This window comes from Pedobacter puniceum (assembly GCF_009674685.1).
In the GTDB taxonomy this organism is placed as follows: domain Bacteria; phylum Bacteroidota; class Bacteroidia; order Sphingobacteriales; family Sphingobacteriaceae; genus Pseudopedobacter; species Pseudopedobacter puniceum.
Window position 1 is genome coordinate 624,147 of sequence record NZ_WKJI01000001.1, and the last position, 18,070, is coordinate 642,216.

The following is an 18,070-nucleotide window of genomic DNA, read 5'->3' on the forward strand; positions in this document are numbered from 1 at the left end:
ATTAGAAAATATACAATTTTACCATTCAGCTAATCACCAACTAGCTCGCAATAACTATTGGGGGGCTAAACAAATAACCTCAACAATTTAACCGACTAATACCTAACCACCTAAACCCTAATCACACTCCGGAACGGTAAAAGTCCAGGTTTGTACTTCACCATCTGGTACTAAATAGTTCTCGGTTTTACTGTATTGCCACCAGAATTTACCTCTAGGCTGTATGTTATCTCCTAATTCTCGCATGGTTTCACCTTCAAATAAGCGGCCATTCATCATCACATATTGGATACTTTCTGTATTTCTGATGTCTTCCAATGGGTTTTCATTCAGCACAATTAAATCGGCTAGTTTGCCTTTTTCTAGAGAGCCAATTTCTTTACTCATACCCAAATAATCTGCACCATTAATGGTAGCAGCTTTAAGGGCTTCATGAGGGCTCATTCCGCCTTGTGCCAACATCCACAGCTCCCAGTGGGCACCTAAACCTTGTAATTGCCCATGCGCACCTAAATTTACTTTAGTCCCACCGGCAGCAAGTTGGTTCACGGCTTTAGAAACTTCTATATGACCGTAATCGCCATACTCAGAAGTATTTCTTCTTCTAGACCTAGGGTCTATAATAGAGCGAGGAACAAATTCGCCCAGTTTTTCATTCTCCCAAACATTGGTTCTATCGTACCAATAATTTTCGCCTGATTGCGAGCCATAAGAAACAATTAAAGTTGGGGTATAAGCTGTTTTACTGGCATTCCAGAAAGTAGTCACGTCTTTATAAATAGGTACCACAGGGATATTATGCTCTATACCGGTATGTCCATCGGCAATCATATTCATATTATGAAAGAAAGTAGAACCGCCTTCTGGCATCACTTCCATTTTAAGTTCTCTAGCCGCTTGTAAAACTTGCTGTCTTTGCTCTCTTCTAGGTTGGTTATAAGATTTTACTGAGAAAGCGCCAACCGCTTGCATCCTTTTTAAATGAAATCTAGCATCATCAATACTATTGATAACGGCTTTAAAATCACCATCTGCACCATATAAGATGGTTCCTGTAGAATATAATCTTGGACCTACTAAACGGCCTGATTTAATCATTTCTGCCTGACTAAACACCATTTCTGTATTGCTTGAGGGGTCATGAGCGGTGGTAACGCCATAAGCCAAATTAGCAAAGTAAGACCAATCTTGTTGTGGGCTGATGCCATCCGGACTGGTATGTAAATGGGCATGAACATCAATTAAGCCAGGGATGATGGTTTTTCCATAAACACCGTAAACTTTTGCATCGGCAGGAATTATTACTTCGCTTTCTTTTCCTAAGGCAATAATCTTATTTTTTTCGATAAGAATGGTGCCATTTTCTATCACCTCATTATCTTTCATGGTGATGATTCTAGCGCCTTTTAAAGCAATTTTACCACTAGGTATGGCAGTCTTAAGTTTTAAATCTAAAGGTAAACCTAGGCTGTCTGTTTTGGTGATTTTACTACCCGGCTCATCAATAAAATCAAAAGCATCTTTAATCTCTCTGGTATAGTATTTAGGACCTAAAGTCCAGTGGATAGCTTTACTGTCTTTACTCCAATGTACATAGCTACCTGCATCTTTACTTAGTTTTTTAAGAGGATAAGCTTTTTGGTTAGCAGATAAATCTATGTTTTGAACGTTTTGTAGCAAAGGCACTAGGTATACGTTAAACAATTCCTGAAAAGCTAGCCATTTACCATCCGGACTAGGGATAAAATCTGTGGTATAAGTTGAGGTATAATGAATTTTGGTGTGGTTACCATTTAAATCGCAACTGCTTAATGTTTTTTTACCGTTTTCTCTGGCTTGGTAATAAATACGGTTGTCTTGTTCATTAAACATAGGTTTAACACCTTTTTTGGTGATAAATTTTGCTTGTCCGCCGTTTGCTGATACCACATAAATACCTGGATTTTTACCATAAGTATATCCTAAAACATCATTACCAACACCTTTTACATATACAATTTGATCGCCTTTATTATTGAATTTTGGCGAATAATAAAAGCCACGTTCAGGACTAATAGTGGTACTTCGTTTGGTTTTTAAGTCTATTTTTTGGATGCTTCCGCGGAGTTCATCGTTCCAAGTGGTGTAAACGATAGATTTTCCATCAGGGCTAAAAGAAGGCTCGAACTCCCAATCGTTACCATCAGTTAATCTTTCAACTTTACCATTAGGTAGGGTTTTGGTATAGATGTATCCAGCAGCATTAAAAGCTACCATTTTACCATCCGGAGAGGTAGCCAATTGTCTTACCATTTTAACATCAAAATCATCAGTAAAAACAGTTTGGTTAAACCTTACCGCATCAGCAATGTTTTGTTTTACATTTACTTGAAAAGGGATATCAGAAACGATTAAGCTTTGTACATCAACTTTTTTGATTTTTCCTTTGGCATAAAATATTAAAGAGTGATTATCTGGTGTCCAATTAAAGTTAGGATAAAGTCCAAAAATAGCCCATGCTTCTTGTTGGTCCCTTGATAAGTCATCAAAAACAGGGTATTCTTCCCCGGTTTCTAGGTTATGAATGAAAAGCTGAGATTTTAAACGTACCCTTTTTACAAAAGCTAGCATTTTGCCATCTCTTGAAATTTGCGGTCTAACAGCACCGCCCGGGCCACCAACAACAGTTTCTATACTACCATCGTTAAAATTAAGCTTTTTGATGGCGTAAATATCCCCATTAGGGTCTTTATTGTATTGGAAATATGGTCCCGGACTAACATCCTCACTAAAATAGACTGATTTACCATCAGGAGCGGTATGAGGTTCGCCCAGATCTTGCTGGTCGTTTTTTCTTTTGGTAAGTTGGATACCTTCTAAGCCGCCAGAAATATGGTACATCCAGAGTTCGCCAGCACCTAAAGAACGATAGCCCGTATAGTGCTTCCTAGCGATGATGTATTTGCTATCCGATGTCCAAACGGCATTATTTAATAAACGGAAATCTTCTTTGGTAACTTGTTTTTTGCCTGTACCATCGCTATTCATGATCCAGATATTATCTCCACCACTTTTATCGCTGGTAAAAGAAATGAATTTTCCATCGGGCGAGTAGCGGGGTTGTACTTCCCAAGCAAAACCTCCGGCTAGCAATTCTGCACTTCCTCCGGTAATAGGTATTCTGTAAATATCACCTAAAAGGTCAAATATGATGTGTTTTCCATCCGGACTAACATCTAAATTCATCCAAGTTCCTTCATCAGTAGTGAAAGAAAGAGGTTTTAAAGCAGTACCGGGTTTTTCTATATTCCATTTTTGATTTTCTTGTGCTAAAGCAGATGAGGCAAAAGCACAAAGAAAAAGACTTAGTTTTAGAAAATTTTTCATCACAAATACATCTTATTAAAGCTGCAATTTAATAAATTTTATAGCTTTGGTAGGATGCGCTTTTTATGACGATACACGAAATTTTAAAGCAATATTGGGGTTATGATAGCTTTAGGCCGCTTCAGGAGGATATTGTAACATCTGTATTAAACAAAAATGATACATTGGCTTTGCTGCCTACCGGCGGAGGTAAATCTATATGCTTCCAAGTGCCAGCCATGGCTATGCCAGGTATTTGTATTGTGGTGTCGCCTTTAATTGCCTTAATGAAAGATCAAGTAGGTAATCTGCAAAAAAAGGGTATTAACGCTATGGCTATCATATCGGGTATGGGAAAACGGGAGATTGATATTGCTTTGGATAATTGTGTTTATGGGCCTGTAAAATTCTTATACATATCGCCAGAAAGATTAGCTACAGATTTGGTACGAGAGCGTATCAAATACATGAAAGTGAATTTGTTTGCGGTAGATGAAGCCCACTGCATATCACAATGGGGTTATGATTTTAGACCTCCTTATTTACAGCTTACGGCTCTAAGGGCTTTACATCCCGATGTACCTATGTTGGCCTTAACAGCATCTGCAACAGAGCAGGTTCAGGCAGATATCATGCATAAGCTAGAGTTTAAAAATCCAAAGGTTTTTAGAAAAAGCTTCGAGCGAAGTAACCTTTCTTACTCGGTTTTAAACCTAGAAAACAAGCTTCAAAAACTGATAGAAGTTTGCCGGAAAGTACCCGGAAGCGGTATTGTTTATGTGAAAACCAGAAAAGATACTGTTGAAATTGCCAAATATCTTTACCAACATGGTATTAGCGCTAGTTATTATCATGCCGGTTTAGATGCCGATGCTAGAAGTAAAGCCCAACAAATGTGGATTAGCAATCAGCTTAGGGTAATAGTGGCTACAAACGCTTTTGGTATGGGTATAGATAAACCCGATGTGCGTTTTGTGATACATTATGAAATGCCCGAGAGTTTAGAAGCTTATTACCAAGAAGCGGGTAGAGCAGGTAGAGATGAGAAAAAGGCTTTTGCTGTCTTGTTTTATCAAAAAATAGATAAAATATTATTCGAGAAGCGTTTTGAACAAAATTTTCCGCCTTTAGAAGAGGTTAGAAGGTACTATCATTTACTGTGTAATTACTTACAAATACCTTTTGAAGCAGGGGAAGGTGTGATGTATGAGTTTCATGTTGGGGATTTTTGTCAGAAATTCCAGTTGGATGTTGTTACAGCTTTAAGCGCCATTAAAACTTTAGAGCAAAATGCTTATTTAGCTTTAAGCGAGCAAGCCTTATTACCCAGCAGGATACAGTTTTTGGTTAACGGAGAAGATTTATATAAGTTTCAGGTAGAGCAAGCCCGTTATGATTTATTTATCAAAAGTATTTTAAGAGCTTACGGTGGTGCTTTTGATTATTTTGTTGCCATAAAAGAGGTTGATTTGGCCTCGAAAAACCAAATCAGGTTTGATGATGTGGTGAAAATGCTGCAAGAATTGCATGATTTAGAAGTTATCAGCTATATCAAAAAAACAGATAAACCCTTGCTTACCTTCTTGAAGCCACGCTATAAAACAGAAGATTTATATCTTGATTTTAACTTTTACCAAGAAAGAAAAGCCATTTACCAAAGTAAAATGACAGCCATGTTGGCTTATGTAGAGCAAGATAAATGTAGAAGCGAGCAAATTTTAGCTTATTTTGATGAAACAGATACCAAAGCTTGTGGCGTTTGCGATGTTTGTATCAATAAAAAAAGAGCACTCTTAAAAGATGAGATGATGACAGCGGTTTTAGAAACTCTGGCCATAAAACCGCTAAGCTTAGAAGAATTGGTAAAGGCTGTAAAAATGGGCTCAGAGAATGATAAGCTTAATGTGATAAGACTTTTGTTAGAAGCTGAAGAGATTCAGAAAGTCGAAGATCAGTATCAGCTTAAAAAATAATCTAACTGCAATAGCTTATAAAATTGTAGTTTTTTAAGGCTTAGAAAGTTGGGGTTTTCTTGTTCTAGGCTTTTTCTTAAGTAAGGCTTCAAATTTTTAAATAAACCTAATAAGCTGGTTTTCTTTAATTTTAAATAATAGCAAACAAGCGGAATTTCTTTTAAAAGGTTTTCATAACGAGGCTGTTTCATCAGTTGGGCTAAATTCTTTAAAGCAGCATCAGTATCAGTAATAAATTCTTTATTTGTTTTTAATTGCAAATGTATCACGGGGTTATATAGGTTTTTAATTGTATAACCCTTTGTTTTAGCCATTAGACCAAAAAGGACATCTTCATAGCCATATTGGCTTAAGGATTCATCAAACTTTGTATCCTTAAAAACCTCTTTTTTGATAAAGAAATTGTTGCTATGGAAAGCTTCTTTAGCCGCAAATATTTCTGTTTTGATACCATAGTAATGATGTAAAGCTTTTTCTTTTTTTATTTTTTCAGGATAATTACGTAAACCACAAATTATATCAACATCAGGGTTTTGATGATGGAAATTGATATAGTTAATAATGAAATTTGGGTTTGTAATGTAACTATCCCCATCTAAAAATAATAAGAAAGGGTAGGAGGCTTCAGCTGCTAAAAGATTTCTAATGGCTGCTCTTCCTATGTTTTTCTCTAACAGGATGATTTTAAAATTTGCTTTCTTAAACTGTTGAAGATAAGTTTTTTGTGTCGGTATAGAAGCATCATCAATAATAATAATCTCAAAATTTAAGTGCAGATTTAAGCATTGCTGTTCTAATTCTGTAAACAGCGCCTCATTCTTGAAATTATAATGTGGTACAACTATAGAAAGCACTTTGCAAAATACAATTCTTTCATCTTAAATAGATAATACTCTAAAACGTAAAATTTTTATCACTATTCAATTTATTGAATAAGAGTATTTTATAATTTGTTTAAAGATGCGTAAATTTAAGATAATAAGTTGCGGTACTTTATATGCAAAGGTTAAACAAAAGGTGCCGTAACTTATTCAAATCATTTTTATTCTATCTATCCAGGGAGAGTTCTGCTTCTGGAGCTCTCTCATTTTTTTAGAATAATCTTAATAATAAAAATCACAAGCATTAAAAATACCATCCAAAAACCGATAATGAGGTAGTCAATATCATGAGTGTAGATGAGGTTAAATGCGATGAAAAATATAAGAATGGTAAGAATAAGTAAGATGATAATAATGCGCATAAAAGGAGATATGCTACAATAATAACCGCATCTTTCTTTTTATTTAAGCTTTTGCTTAATTAGACTATTAACATATGCTTATGAATTAAAAATGATGGAGCGATGTTTTTTAGCCAAAGATTTTATCTGTTGCGATAGCTCTTTTGGGTTTAAGCCATAAGCCTCTTTAAAAATCCTAGAAAAATAACTTTTATTAACGATGCCAATTTGCTCGGCTATCTCGCTGATATTTAATTCACCTAGAATAAGTTGGTCGCGGGCAAACTCTAGTCTTAATTTTCTTAAATAATTATTTACCGATACACCAAACATATGCTGGAAACCTTCTTGTAATTTAGTGGTGTTTGTGCCTACTGTTTTTGCTAAGTCTTTTATGGTAATAGGGTTGGCAAGTTCTTCTTTTAGGATTTTAACTGCATGCTCAATTTGTTTTAAATCAGCTTTTCTCAGAATTTTTTTTCTAGAATCATTCTGTTGGTCGTCTTCAAAATCTTGAATTTGTATACTTAAAATTTCATTTGCTTTACCCTCTAGCAAGAGTCTTCTGGCAAAACCTGTTTGTTTAGAAGAATTAATATCTTGAATACATTTTGCCATGGCCAAACTATAATTACCATGATAGTAAAAAAGATGTTTGGCTCTTAAATCTTTAAAAACACTTCTTAGTCTTCTGTCTAGATTATCGATATCGCAATCTATTTTAGTCTTAAAATCAGTACGGTTAATTTCTAAACTATTCATTCTAATATGAATATTTCTAGGAAATATTAAAACGTGTCCATTACTAGAAGAGCTAGAAACCACTACATTTTGAAATTGATCTATTTGATGGATGTCTTCTTTTTCTTCAAAACGATGTTTTAAAAAACCTTCACTACAATAAATAAATTTTAAAGGGTGTATGTTATTTAAAGAGAAATGGATGCTTACTTCTTCTTTAAAAAAGCAGTTATACTCTATCAAACCAAAACCAAGAGTGAAATTGATGCCTCTAATCAATCCTTTGCCATAAGCTGCCGGTATATTCAAGATATACTCATTGCAGTTTTTATCATAAGAAGTTTTCATTTCTTCTGCTAAGTTGGCAATCACATCTTTAAGTGGTAAAGATCTTACAAAAAGCTCCATCATGGCAAGGGTAGTTATAAATTTGTTATTTAAGTCAAATAAATACTTTACAATTTAATTGCCAGAAATGGTAATTAGAAGGCCAGTGATACTTAAATTATTTAAAGAGAAGATCTTATGCTTTTTGGAACGGTTTTTTAAGTAAGAGATATACATTTATCAATAAAACATACCACTATGAAAACTGTAATTTTAACAGCGGCAATATTTGCCAGCTCCGTAGCCTGTGCTACAAACATGCAGCAGATGTCTTCTAATGAAGCCACCTATCATGAGTTTCCGTCTGATACAAGCGATACGACTAAGAAAAACAAAAAGGGTAAAATGGATAGCGATACTACGAGTAAGCCTATTTTAAAATCAGCGCCAGTACCAGGCAAATCTACTATTCCTGATCCTAAATATCCGGTGCCTAACAATCCAATAGATACGCCAAGGGTAAACCCTGATGCGACAAAAGACCCTAATAGGTCTCCAGTTTTACCAACTCCGGTTCCTACGCCAAGTCAGCCTAATCCGCCCACATCATCTCCGGCACCTATACAGCCAGGTACGCCACCTCAACCTTAGCAATAAGCAATAAAAAAGGGATGTACTGTAAAGCACATCCCTTTTAAAATGTTTTAATGAGATTTTAAAGCGCCTCAGAAACAACTTCTTTAACCTCAGGAACCATTCTTTGCAATAAACTTTGGATACCAGATTTTAAAGTAATGGTAGAAGAAGGGCAACCACTGCAAGAACCTCTTAGCTCTACAGTTACTACACCATCTTCAAAAGATTTATAGCTGATAGCGCCACCATCTTGTTCAACAGCAGGTCTTACATAATCATATAAAATTTGCTGAATCTTAACTTCTACCTCCGTACCTTCAAAGTTTACATTTTCTTCCTGTGCTTTTTCTTGTACGTTATATTCTGATTCTACAGCACCTTTAACAAACTCTTTTAAAATAGGCTCAATATCATTCCAATCCGCATCTTCTGCTTTAGTTATGGTAACAAAGTTACTGGCAAAAAACACACCATTAACAAAGCTAAATTTGTATAGTTCTGATGCGAATTTTGATACAGAAGCACTTTCTTTAGTAGGGTAATCAACACTTCCGTTAATTAATAACTTGTTAACAATGAATTTCATTGTTGACGGGTTTGGTGTTGATTCTGTATATACTGTAATGTTCATGTCGTTGATATTTTTAACAAAAATACTATCATTATAACTAACCCTATCATGTAGATTTAGTTTTTACCTCTTCATGACTGTTTAAAAAACAAAAAGCCAATTTGAAATATGATCAAATTGGCTTTTTATATGGTAATTTTAAATTAAAATATCCCAGTATAATTAGACGGAGTTATCTTTTTTAACTCTGCTTTTATAGCATCAGAAACATCTAAAGTATTCACAAAATCTGAAATAACAGCGGCATTAATACCTGTATTGGTACGTGTTAAGGCTTTTAAAGCTTCGTAAGGATTAGGATAGTTCTCTCTCCTTAAAATTGTTTGAATAGCTTCTGCTACCACAGCCCAATTATCTTCTAAATCTTGAGCTATAGCATCTTGGTTTAATAATAATTTATTTAAACCTTTTACTGTTGATTTTAGGGCAATTAAAGTATGCGCTAAAGGTACACCTATATTTCTTAAAACGGTAGAATCTGTTAAATCTCTTTGTAAACGGCTAACCGGTAGTTTAGCTGCTAAATGCTCATAAAGGGCGTTTGCAATACCTATATTTCCTTCAGAGTTTTCAAAATCTATGGGGTTAACTTTATGTGGCATAGCCGATGAACCAACTTCTCCAGCTTTTATTTTTTGCTTAAAGTAGTTCATAGAGATATAAGTCCACATATCTCTATCTAAGTCTAAAATGATATTATTGATTCTTTTTAGCGCATCAAATTGTGCTGCCAGATTATCATAATGCTCTATCTGTGTGGTATATTGAGAACGACTTAAACCTAATTGTTGGTTTACAAATTTATTACCGAAATCTTGCCAATTGATGTTGCCATAAGCTACATGGTGAGCATTAAAGTTTCCGGTAGCGCCGCCAAATTTAGCCGCAAAAGGAATAGCTTTTAGTTGTTGATATTGTTTCTCTAAGCGCTCTACAAATACCAAAATTTCTTTACCTAATTTAGTTGGCGATGCTGGCTGCCCATGCGTATGTGCTAGTAAAGAAATATCTTTCCAATCGGCAGCTAGTTGTTTTAACAGCGCAATTAAAGCTTCTATTTCAGGATAAATAACTTGTTCTAACCCTAATTTTAAAGAATAAGGGATAGCTGTATTGTTGATATCTTGAGAGGTTAAGCCAAAATGGATAAATTCTTTAAAATCTGCTAAGCCTAATTCATCAAACCTGTTTTTAATGAAGTATTCTACGGCTTTAACATCATGGTTAGTAGTTTTTTCAATCTCTTTAATTTCTAAAGCATATTCTTCTTTAAAGTCTTGGTAAATCTTTCTTAAATCAGTGAACTTTTTAGCATCAAAGTTTTGAAGTTGCGGAAGCTTTACTTCGCATAAAGCGATAAAGTATTCTATTTCAACAAAAACACGGTATTTTATTAAACCAGCCTCAGAAAAAAACTCACCTAATTGTTTAGTTGCTTGATGATATCTGCCATCAACCGGAGAAATTGCGTATAAAGAAGATAAACTCATGTTAAAAATTTTTGCAAAAATACAAAAATGAGTGGGATAGGCTAAGGAAAGATGAAATGATTCTTGAAAAATCCCTCGTTGAATTATGAAAAATAAAATTTTTATTGGAAACTTTGGAAATGATAAAAGTTTCCATAGTTTTGTCGGCGATTAGAAATTATGGAAGAAGTGCAGTTATACATCATTAAAGAAGCAGAGAAACTGTTTATGAAATACGGTTTGCGCAGTGTTACCATGGATGACATTGCCAAACATTTAGGTATGTCTAAAAAAACACTCTATGTAAATTTTAAGGATAAGAATGATTTGGTAAACCACATGTTTACCACCATTTTAAAGGAAGATGAGTGTCAGTTAGATTGCTGTAGTGCCGAGGCCGAAAACGCTATAGACGAAATGTTTAAAATCATGAATTATCTAAAAGATAGCCTTTCTGGTATCAATCCGATAGTTTTTTACGATTTAGAGAAATACCATGCAGAAGCAAATGGTATTATGAATGATTTTAAGAAGGGGCATATTTTCAATAAGTGTAAAGCCAATTTAGAACGTGGTATCAAAGAAGGTTTATATCGTGAGGATTTAAATATCGAAGTCTTATCAGCATCAAGGGTAAGCCAAATAGACTGGATTTTTGAATCAGAATTGGTACGTGGTGGAAAATATAGCCTTTATGAAGTTATCAATGAAATTACTTACCACTTTGTTTGTGGCGTGGTTAATGATAAGGGATCAAAATTAATTAATGAATATAAAGATAAGTACAAATAGATAAACATATGATAGCCAACAGAATGCTGCTTGCAGCAATTTTAAGTTTAATTTCTTCTTCTGTTTTGCTGGCCCAAACAGATACGGTAACCACGCATAGTTTTACCTTAGAAGAATGTATACAATATGCTTATAAACATCAAACAGATGTATTAAATGCAGATATAGACCAGAAAATAGCCGATGCTAAAGTAAAAGAAACCATTGGTATAGGTTTACCTCAAATTAGTGGAAATGCAAGGTTTCAGGATTTCTTGAAGATACCAACCTCTTTAATACCTTCAGAAATTTTTGGTGGAACACCAGGGACTTTTACTCCAGTACAATTTGGCGTAAAGTACCAATCAACTACAGGGATAGATGTTAGTCAGTTATTATTTGACGGAAGTTATATAGTAGGTTTACAAGCTTCTAAAACTTTTAAAGAGCTGTCTCAAAGAGCTTTTACCAGAACCAAAATAGAAACAAATGTAGCGGTAAGAAAAGCCTATTATATGGTTTTGGTTAATAATGAGCAACTAGACTTATTAAATGCTAATATCATGCAGTTAGGAGATCAGTTGAAGCAAACAAAAGCTTTGAATGAGAATGGTTTTGCAGAAAAAATAGATGTAGATAGGTTAAATGTATTGTACAATAACCTAATTACAGAAAGAGAAAACATAAAGCGTTTATTGGCATTAGGAAACCAAATGTTGAAGTTTCAAATAGGAATGCCTGTAGAGCATACTTTAATAGTAGAAGGTAAAATTGCTGATGTTAACCTTACCAATACTGAAGAAGTTGTTTTAGATACTACAGCTTACAAAAGCAGAATTGAGTATAGCTTAACTCAAACACAAATTAAATTGAACGAGTTAGATTTAAAGAGATATAAGTCTCAATACTTACCTAGTTTAGCTGCTTTTGGCTCTGGTGCGTACCAATTTCAAAGCAATAATTTTAGCGAGCTTTATGATAACAGGTTCCCAACTGTTGTAGTAGGTTTACAGTTAAATGTGCCTATTTTTAGTGGTTTCCAGAAAGCAAACCGAGTAGCACAGGCAAAGCTTGAGTTACAGAAATCTAACAATAGCTTGTTTCAGGTTAAAAACTCTATCAATTTAGAAATTAAAAGTAGTGCTGCCAACTTTAGAAACAGTATAGCCTCTTTAAACAACCAAAGAGCTAATTTAAACCTGGCTAATGAAATCTTAAGGGTTTCTAAAATTAAATACGAGCAAGGTGTGGGCTCTAGTATAGAAGTTACACAAGCGCAAACATCATTAAAAGAAGCAGAAAATAACTACATCAATGCTTTATATGATGCTTTAGTAAATAAAGTAAACTTAGACAAGGCAAGCGGTAAAATCAATGAATAATCAAAAAAATATAATCCATAATACAATGAGAAATTTTATATACCTAATCGTTATCGTGTTTTTAGCAGCTTGCGGAAGCGGCGATAATAATAAGAAAGCTCAGTTAGATAAGCTTAAAAAAGAACAAGCAGAGATAAATGCTAAAATAGCTAAGCTAGAGGCCGAGCTAGGTTCTAACAAAGATACTTTGTATAAAGATGTAAATGTTCACGAGGTTAAATCATCAACCTTTAAAAACTATATAGAAATACAAGGTAGGGTAGATGCAGAGGAAAATGTACAAGTTAACCCAGAAGCTGCTGGTGTGCTAACTAAAATATTTGTAAACATTGGTCAAAATGTTTCAAAAGGACAAGTTATTGCACAGATAGATGACGCTGTTCTTCGTCAGAGTATGGCGCAATTACAAACACAATTAGACCTAGCTACTAATTTATACAACCGTCAGAAAAACCTTTGGGATCAAAAAATAGGTACCGAGGTACAGTTCTTAAATGCTAAAACTCAAAAAGAAGGTTTAGAAAAACAAATGGCAGTTTTAAGACAGCAAGCTGCTATGTATAAAGTAAAATCACCAATTAATGGTACTATAGACCAATTAGATTGGAAAATTGGTATGGCTGTACAGCCAGGTGCACCAGGTGTAAGAATTGTAAATGCTAACGATTTAAAAGCAAAAGCTTTATTGTCTGAAACTTACGCATCAAGAATAGATAAAGGTGATGAAGTTGAAATCATCATCCCAGATGCTAAAGATTCTTTAACTACGAAACTTTCTTTCACTTCTAAAGTGATAGATCCATCTTCAAGAAGTTTTAGTGTTGAGGTAAATCTGCCAAGCAAGAAAATTTATCGTCCTAATATGTTAGCAGTTTTAAGAATTGTTGATTACGAAAAAGCAAATGCGCTAACTGTACCTATTAAAGCAGTACAAAAGTCAGAAGCGGGAGATTATTTACTAGTTGCTGATAACGGAAAAGCAAAACGTGTAGCCGTTAAAATAGGTAATGTTTATAACGGTATGGCGGAAGTGTTAAGTGGTTTAAATGCAGGTGATAAAGTTATTACCATAGGTTTTAATAACCTTAACGAAGGTGATTTAGTTAAGTTTTAATCGTACCATAAATAACATGTTTTTGCCTGTTGATAAAACAGGGTTGATTAAATAAACAACAATGAAAGACGTACAAAAAGAATTTAAACCCGCCAGTTGGGCAATAGATAACAAAACAGCTATCTATGTCCTTACGGTGATATTATTAATAGCAGGTTACTTTGCTTATGTAAGCCTGCCTAAAGAAAACTTCCCAGAGATTTCTATTCCTAAAATATTTGTAACTACAGTTTATCCGGGTACTTCTCCAGAGAATATGGAGAATTTGGTAACCAAGCAACTAGAAAAACAGATAAAATCCGCACAAGGCTTAAAGAAAGTTACTTCTAACTCTTATCAAGATTTCTCTTTTATTATAGCAGAGTTTAATGCGGATATTGATATTAAAGAAGCTAAGCAGCGTGTAAAAGATGCGGTAGATAAAGCTAAGCAAGATTTGCCTAGCGATTTACCAGACGATCCAGAGGTATTGGATATTAATTTATCTGATTTACCTATCATGTATCTCAACTTATCCGGAGATTATGATTTGAAAACTTTAAAGCAATACGCCGATGATTTAAAAGATAGGGTAGAGTCATTACCAGAAATTTCGGGTGTTGATATTGTAGGAGCTTTAGATCCAGAAGTTCAAATCAATGTGGATATGAACAAAATGGCGGCGGCACAAATATCTTTTTCAGATATAGAAAGAGCAGTAGGTTATGAAAATATTTCAGCATCTGGAGGTACTGTTCCTATGGACGGGGTTAGACGTACTTTAAATATTAAAAAAGAATTTGCTTCTGCCGAGGAGATTGCCAATATCGTTGTTAAAAATCCAGTTGGATCTTCTATTTATCTAAGAGACATTGCACAGGTTGTAGATGGTTTTAAAGAGCAAGAATCTTACGCCCGTTTATATGGTAAGAACGTAATTACCCTAAACGTTAAAAAGCGTTCTGGCGAGAACTTAATTGAAGCCTCAGACAAAATAGAAGCTGTAATTGCAGAAATGAAGGCAAAGCAGTTCCCTAAAGGGTTAGAAATTGTTACCACCGGAGACCAATCAGATCAAACCCGTGTTACTCTACACGATTTAATCAATACCATCATCATTGGTTTTATTTTGGTTACCCTGATATTAATGTTCTTTATGGGAGTTACCAACGCATTTTTCGTGGCATTATCGGTGCCATTATCTATGTGTGTGGCTTTCTTACTGATGCCTACCATTGGTTTTACCATGAACATGATTGTATTGTTCTCTTTCCTACTCGCATTAGGTATTGTTGTGGATGATGCGGTGGTGGTTATCGAAAATACACACCGTATTTTCGATAATGGAAAGGTGCCGATTAAACAGGCTGCTAAAACGGCTGCGGGCGAGGTATTCTTACCAGTATTCTCTGGTACCATGACAACCCTAGCTCCATTTATTCCTTTAGCATTTTGGCCAGGTATTATAGGCGAGTTTATGTTCTTCTTACCTATAACATTAATCATTACTTTGCTAGCTTCTTTGTTAGTAGCTTATATCATTAACCCGGTTTTTGCGGTTGATTTTATGACTGCTCATGAGCATGATGATACACATAAGCCAACTTTTGATAAACAAGTTAAAAAAGTACTTAAATATTTTGCGGGTGCTGCCGTTTTAGCTTATATCATAGATTTTGGCTTTGGTAACTTGGTAGTTGTATTAGCATTGTTTTACTTATTACAGCATTTTTATCTTAACAGGGTTATCTATAAATTTCAAAATCAAGTATGGCCAAGGTATCAAGATAAATATGCCAATTTCTTAAAATGGGCCTTACATAGGCCTTATACTATCTTAGGAAGTACTTTAGGTTTATTGGTGTTTTCTATCATCTTCACCATGATTATGAAACCTAAATTTGTATTCTTCCCAGAGGCTGATCCTAACTTTACTTATGTATACATCAGCTTGCCAGTTGGTACAGACCAAGCTTATACTAATGAAGTAACCAAAAAGGTTGAAGCTAAAGTTGCAGCCGTAGTAGATAGTATGGGGAAACACAATGTTTCTTCTATCATCTCTAACGTAACTAAAGGTGTAACCGATCCTCAGGATGAAGATCAAGGTGATTATCCAAACCGTGGAAAGGTTACCGTGGCTTTTGTGGAGTTTGGTAAACGTAGCGGCAAGCCAACAACAGAGTACATGGCTGCTATAAGAGAAGCTGTAAAAGGTGTTCCTGGGGCAGAAATTTCTGTTACGCAAGAGCAATCTGGTCCGCCAACTGCTAAACCTATCAGTATAGAAATTACTGGTGATGATTTAGATTCTTTGGTAGTAACATCAGAAAGATTAAAAAAATATTTAGTAGCTAAAAATATACCTGGGGTTGAGGAGTTAAAATCAGACTTTCAAAACAACAAGCCAGAAATTATTTTTGATATTGATAGAGAAAGAGCAAACCGCGAAGGTATTTCTACCGGACAAATTGCTATGGATTTAAGAACGGCTCTTTATGGTAAAGAAGTTTCTAAATTCCGCGATTTGGATGAGGATTATGAAATTAACGTAAGAGCTCAGGAAGACCAACGTAATAGCTTAGAAGCTTTAAGAAACTTAAAAATCACTTATCGTGATATGGGTATGGGCGGCATGATTCGTCAAGTGCCAGTTTCTTCTTTTGCTGATATTGATTATGTAAATACTTACGGAGGCATCAAGCGTAAGCAACAAAAAAGAATCATTATTTTATCATCAAACGTATTGTCTGATTATAATGAGAACGAAGTTGTAGCCAATATTCAAAGAGAAATTAATCAGTTTAACGCTCCTGATGGCGTATTGGTAAAAATGGCTGGTGCACAAGAAGAACAGGCAGAAACGGCAGCTTTCTTAGGTTTAGCCTTAGGAGTAGCTTTCTTCTTGATTTTGATTATCTTGGTTATACAGTTTAATTCTATAGGCAAGCCAATCATCATTTTAAGTGAAATTCTGTTCAGTATCATTGGGGTATTGTTAGGTATTAGTTTGTTTAAAATGGAGATGTCTATTGTGATGATGGGGGTAGGTATTGTTGCATTAGCTGGTATTGTGGTGCGTAACGGTATCTTACTAGTAGAATTTGCCGATTTAATGATTGAGCAAGGTATGAAACCTTTTGAAGCTGTTTTAGAGGCGGGTAGAACTAGGATGACGCCTGTATTACTTACCGCAACTGCAACCATGTTAGGTTTAGTGCCATTGGCAGTAGGCTTAAACTTAGATTTTGCTAAGCTCTTCTCAGAAGGTAATCCACATATTTATTTTGGTGGAGATAACGTGGCTTTCTGGGGGCCTTTATCATGGACTATGATATTTGGTTTAAGTTTCGCTACCTTCTTAACCTTAATACTTGTACCTTCTATGTACTTGATTAGGATAAGAATAAAAGAAAGATTATTCAAAAATAAAACTCAAGAAGTTGAGGCATAAAAAAAGGGAGCGAAAGCTCCCTTTTTTGTTTTTAATCATCAGATAAATCTGTTATCTCTATTTTATTTCTTCTTCTACTGTACCGCAAGATAACATGGCTTCTCCGTAATAAGGGTTTTTGATTTCCTTCTCACTTGCTAACCAAAAACCTCCCTTGCCATCATTAGCCATAGGGCAATGTTGTTTGTAAATGGTTCCACCGCTTACTTTAGTACGTATTTCTTTTAAGATATTCTCTGTAAAATCATTAAAAGCTAATCTTTTATCGGCAACGGTAGCAGCTGCACTAATTTTACCTGCTTGTGCTGCTAAAGAGTCGTTAGTAGTTTTTAAAATGCCTTCTAAATTAGCACTTGCCTGTTTTGCATCTTCCTCGTTATTGGCAACTAAAGCATTTTTTAAGCTGATATAACCTTGATAAATACTATCAGCTTTGCTGTCTTTAAAAGTTACTGGTACACTGGCTTCTGCCGTTACCGCTGTAGAGTCTTTTGTTTCTGCACTTGATTGTTGGTTGTTACAACTATAGCTTGCTAGTAAAGTAGCACATAGTACAGTGTGGATATAAATTTTCCTCATGATGTGTGATGATAAATTAATTTGCTAATTGTAAATGATGAAGAAATGTTATTTCCTCATCTGATTAAGAATAACTTTCAAGCCTTCTTTAAGAAGTGGGAACAAAGAAAAGCTATTGTTGTTTTCTTCTTGTTCTTCTTTTTCGTCAGAGCTAAAGCTAATGAAATCTTTAAAATAGCTAGGTGAAGGATTTTCTTTTTTAGCTTCTTGTGGTTTTACCGTTTTTGTAGTTTTCTTTACAAGCGAAGAGTCTTTTTTAACAGATGCTAAAGAAGTATTTATGTTTTGATGATTTTTCTGCTGATTGATAAAAGGATATATACCCGCTACTACTGATGATACTAGGAGTAGCACAGCAATGAATAAAAGTGATATTCTTTTGGTAGAAAAATTCATACACTCAAAAATAGAAATAATAATCTCAATAACAATTATTTCTTATGTAAT

At 34.7% G+C, this 18,070-nt stretch carries 13 protein-coding genes; 6 read left to right on the forward strand and 7 right to left on the reverse strand.

Going from position 1 to position 18,070, the window contains the following annotated elements; translation table 11 throughout:
- Positions 1-117: 117 nt before the first annotated feature.
- Positions 118-3,366, reverse strand: a complete 3,249-nt coding sequence (locus tag GJJ64_RS03005) for an amidohydrolase family protein (protein WP_154286272.1) — start codon at positions 3,364-3,366, stop codon at positions 118-120.
- A gap of 65 nt (positions 3,367-3,431) precedes the next feature.
- On the opposite strand from GJJ64_RS03005, the gene GJJ64_RS03010 reads away from it, so the two are divergent.
- Positions 3,432-5,318: a RecQ family ATP-dependent DNA helicase gene (locus tag GJJ64_RS03010; protein ID WP_154286273.1), complete on the forward strand. Its 1,887-nt coding sequence runs from the start codon at positions 3,432-3,434 to the stop codon at positions 5,316-5,318.
- Here the strand turns inward: GJJ64_RS03010 and GJJ64_RS03015 are convergent.
- The gene (locus GJJ64_RS03015; protein ID WP_154286274.1) at positions 5,303-6,172 is read right to left on the reverse strand and encodes a glycosyltransferase family 2 protein; all 870 of its coding nucleotides are present in this window, start codon (positions 6,170-6,172) and stop codon (positions 5,303-5,305) included. The genes GJJ64_RS03010 and GJJ64_RS03015 overlap by 16 nt on opposite strands.
- Positions 6,173-6,639: 467 nt before the next feature.
- On the reverse strand, positions 6,640-7,692 hold the full coding sequence (locus tag GJJ64_RS03020; protein ID WP_154286275.1) for a helix-turn-helix transcriptional regulator: 1,053 nt from the start codon (positions 7,690-7,692) through the stop codon (positions 6,640-6,642).
- Positions 7,693-7,866: 174 nt separating this feature from the next.
- Between GJJ64_RS03020 and GJJ64_RS03025 the strand changes: the two genes are divergently transcribed.
- Positions 7,867-8,259 carry a hypothetical protein gene (locus GJJ64_RS03025; RefSeq protein ID WP_154286276.1) on the forward strand — a complete coding sequence of 131 codons (393 nt, stop codon included), beginning with the start codon at positions 7,867-7,869 and terminating at the stop codon, positions 8,257-8,259.
- 64 nt (positions 8,260-8,323) lie between these two features.
- Here GJJ64_RS03025 and GJJ64_RS03030 read toward each other — a convergent pair whose 3' ends face one another.
- Both GJJ64_RS03030 and purB read right to left on the reverse strand, forming a co-directional pair.
- The gene (locus GJJ64_RS03030; RefSeq protein ID WP_154286277.1) at positions 8,324-8,875 is read right to left on the reverse strand and encodes a NifU family protein; all 552 of its coding nucleotides are present in this window, start codon (positions 8,873-8,875) and stop codon (positions 8,324-8,326) included.
- A 143-nt stretch (positions 8,876-9,018) separates the two neighbouring features.
- Positions 9,019-10,365 (reverse strand): adenylosuccinate lyase, encoded by a 1,347-nt coding sequence (purB, locus tag GJJ64_RS03035; RefSeq protein ID WP_154286278.1) that lies wholly within the window; start codon positions 10,363-10,365, stop codon positions 9,019-9,021.
- Between the two features lie 159 nt (positions 10,366-10,524).
- Between purB and GJJ64_RS03040 the strand changes: the two genes are divergently transcribed.
- The 4 genes from GJJ64_RS03040 (at position 10,525) to GJJ64_RS03055 (ending at position 17,044) form a co-directional block, all read left to right on the forward strand.
- A complete protein-coding gene (locus tag GJJ64_RS03040; protein WP_154286279.1) occupies positions 10,525-11,136 on the forward strand; it encodes a TetR/AcrR family transcriptional regulator in 612 nt (203 codons plus the stop codon).
- A gap of 8 nt (positions 11,137-11,144) precedes the next feature.
- A complete protein-coding gene (locus GJJ64_RS03045; RefSeq protein WP_229655437.1) occupies positions 11,145-12,497 on the forward strand; it encodes a TolC family protein in 1,353 nt (450 codons plus the stop codon).
- Between the two features lie 25 nt (positions 12,498-12,522).
- Positions 12,523-13,611: an efflux RND transporter periplasmic adaptor subunit gene (locus GJJ64_RS03050; protein WP_154286280.1), complete on the forward strand. Its 1,089-nt coding sequence runs from the start codon at positions 12,523-12,525 to the stop codon at positions 13,609-13,611.
- 61 nt (positions 13,612-13,672) lie between these two features.
- Complete coding sequence (locus GJJ64_RS03055) at positions 13,673-17,044, forward strand: efflux RND transporter permease subunit (RefSeq protein ID WP_154286281.1); 3,372 nt, start codon at positions 13,673-13,675, stop codon at positions 17,042-17,044.
- Positions 17,045-17,101: 57 nt separating this feature from the next.
- On the opposite strand, the gene GJJ64_RS03060 is transcribed toward GJJ64_RS03055, so the two are convergent.
- Together GJJ64_RS03060 and GJJ64_RS03065 are read right to left on the reverse strand one after the other, a co-directional pair.
- A complete protein-coding gene (locus tag GJJ64_RS03060; RefSeq protein ID WP_154286282.1) occupies positions 17,102-17,623 on the reverse strand; it encodes a DUF3347 domain-containing protein in 522 nt (173 codons plus the stop codon).
- 48 nt (positions 17,624-17,671) lie between these two features.
- Positions 17,672-18,019: a hypothetical protein gene (locus tag GJJ64_RS03065; RefSeq protein ID WP_154286283.1), complete on the reverse strand. Its 348-nt coding sequence runs from the start codon at positions 18,017-18,019 to the stop codon at positions 17,672-17,674.
- Positions 18,020-18,070 lie beyond the last annotated feature (51 nt).

Excerpts from the sequence above, each read along its gene's own strand:
- GJJ64_RS03005 (WP_154286272.1), bottom strand. The coding sequence starts at position 3,366 with ATGAAAAATTTTCTAAAACTAAGTCTTTTTCTTTGTGCTTTTGCCTCA.
- GJJ64_RS03055 (WP_154286281.1), top strand. The coding sequence starts at position 13,673 with ATGAAAGACGTACAAAAAGAATTTAAACCCGCCAGTTGGGCAATAGAT.
- GJJ64_RS03045 (WP_229655437.1), top strand. The coding sequence starts at position 11,145 with ATGATAGCCAACAGAATGCTGCTTGCAGCAATTTTAAGTTTAATTTCT.
- GJJ64_RS03025 (WP_154286276.1), top strand. The coding sequence starts at position 7,867 with ATGAAAACTGTAATTTTAACAGCGGCAATATTTGCCAGCTCCGTAGCC.
- purB (WP_154286278.1), bottom strand. The coding sequence starts at position 10,365 with ATGAGTTTATCTTCTTTATACGCAATTTCTCCGGTTGATGGCAGATAT.
- GJJ64_RS03020 (WP_154286275.1), bottom strand. The coding sequence starts at position 7,692 with ATGATGGAGCTTTTTGTAAGATCTTTACCACTTAAAGATGTGATTGCC.
- GJJ64_RS03050 (WP_154286280.1), top strand. The coding sequence starts at position 12,523 with ATGAGAAATTTTATATACCTAATCGTTATCGTGTTTTTAGCAGCTTGC.
- GJJ64_RS03065 (WP_154286283.1), bottom strand. The coding sequence starts at position 18,019 with ATGAATTTTTCTACCAAAAGAATATCACTTTTATTCATTGCTGTGCTA.
- GJJ64_RS03060 (WP_154286282.1), bottom strand. The coding sequence starts at position 17,623 with ATGAGGAAAATTTATATCCACACTGTACTATGTGCTACTTTACTAGCA.
- GJJ64_RS03030 (WP_154286277.1), bottom strand. The coding sequence starts at position 8,875 with ATGAACATTACAGTATATACAGAATCAACACCAAACCCGTCAACAATG.
- GJJ64_RS03040 (WP_154286279.1), top strand. The coding sequence starts at position 10,525 with ATGGAAGAAGTGCAGTTATACATCATTAAAGAAGCAGAGAAACTGTTT.
- GJJ64_RS03010 (WP_154286273.1), top strand. The coding sequence starts at position 3,432 with ATGACGATACACGAAATTTTAAAGCAATATTGGGGTTATGATAGCTTT.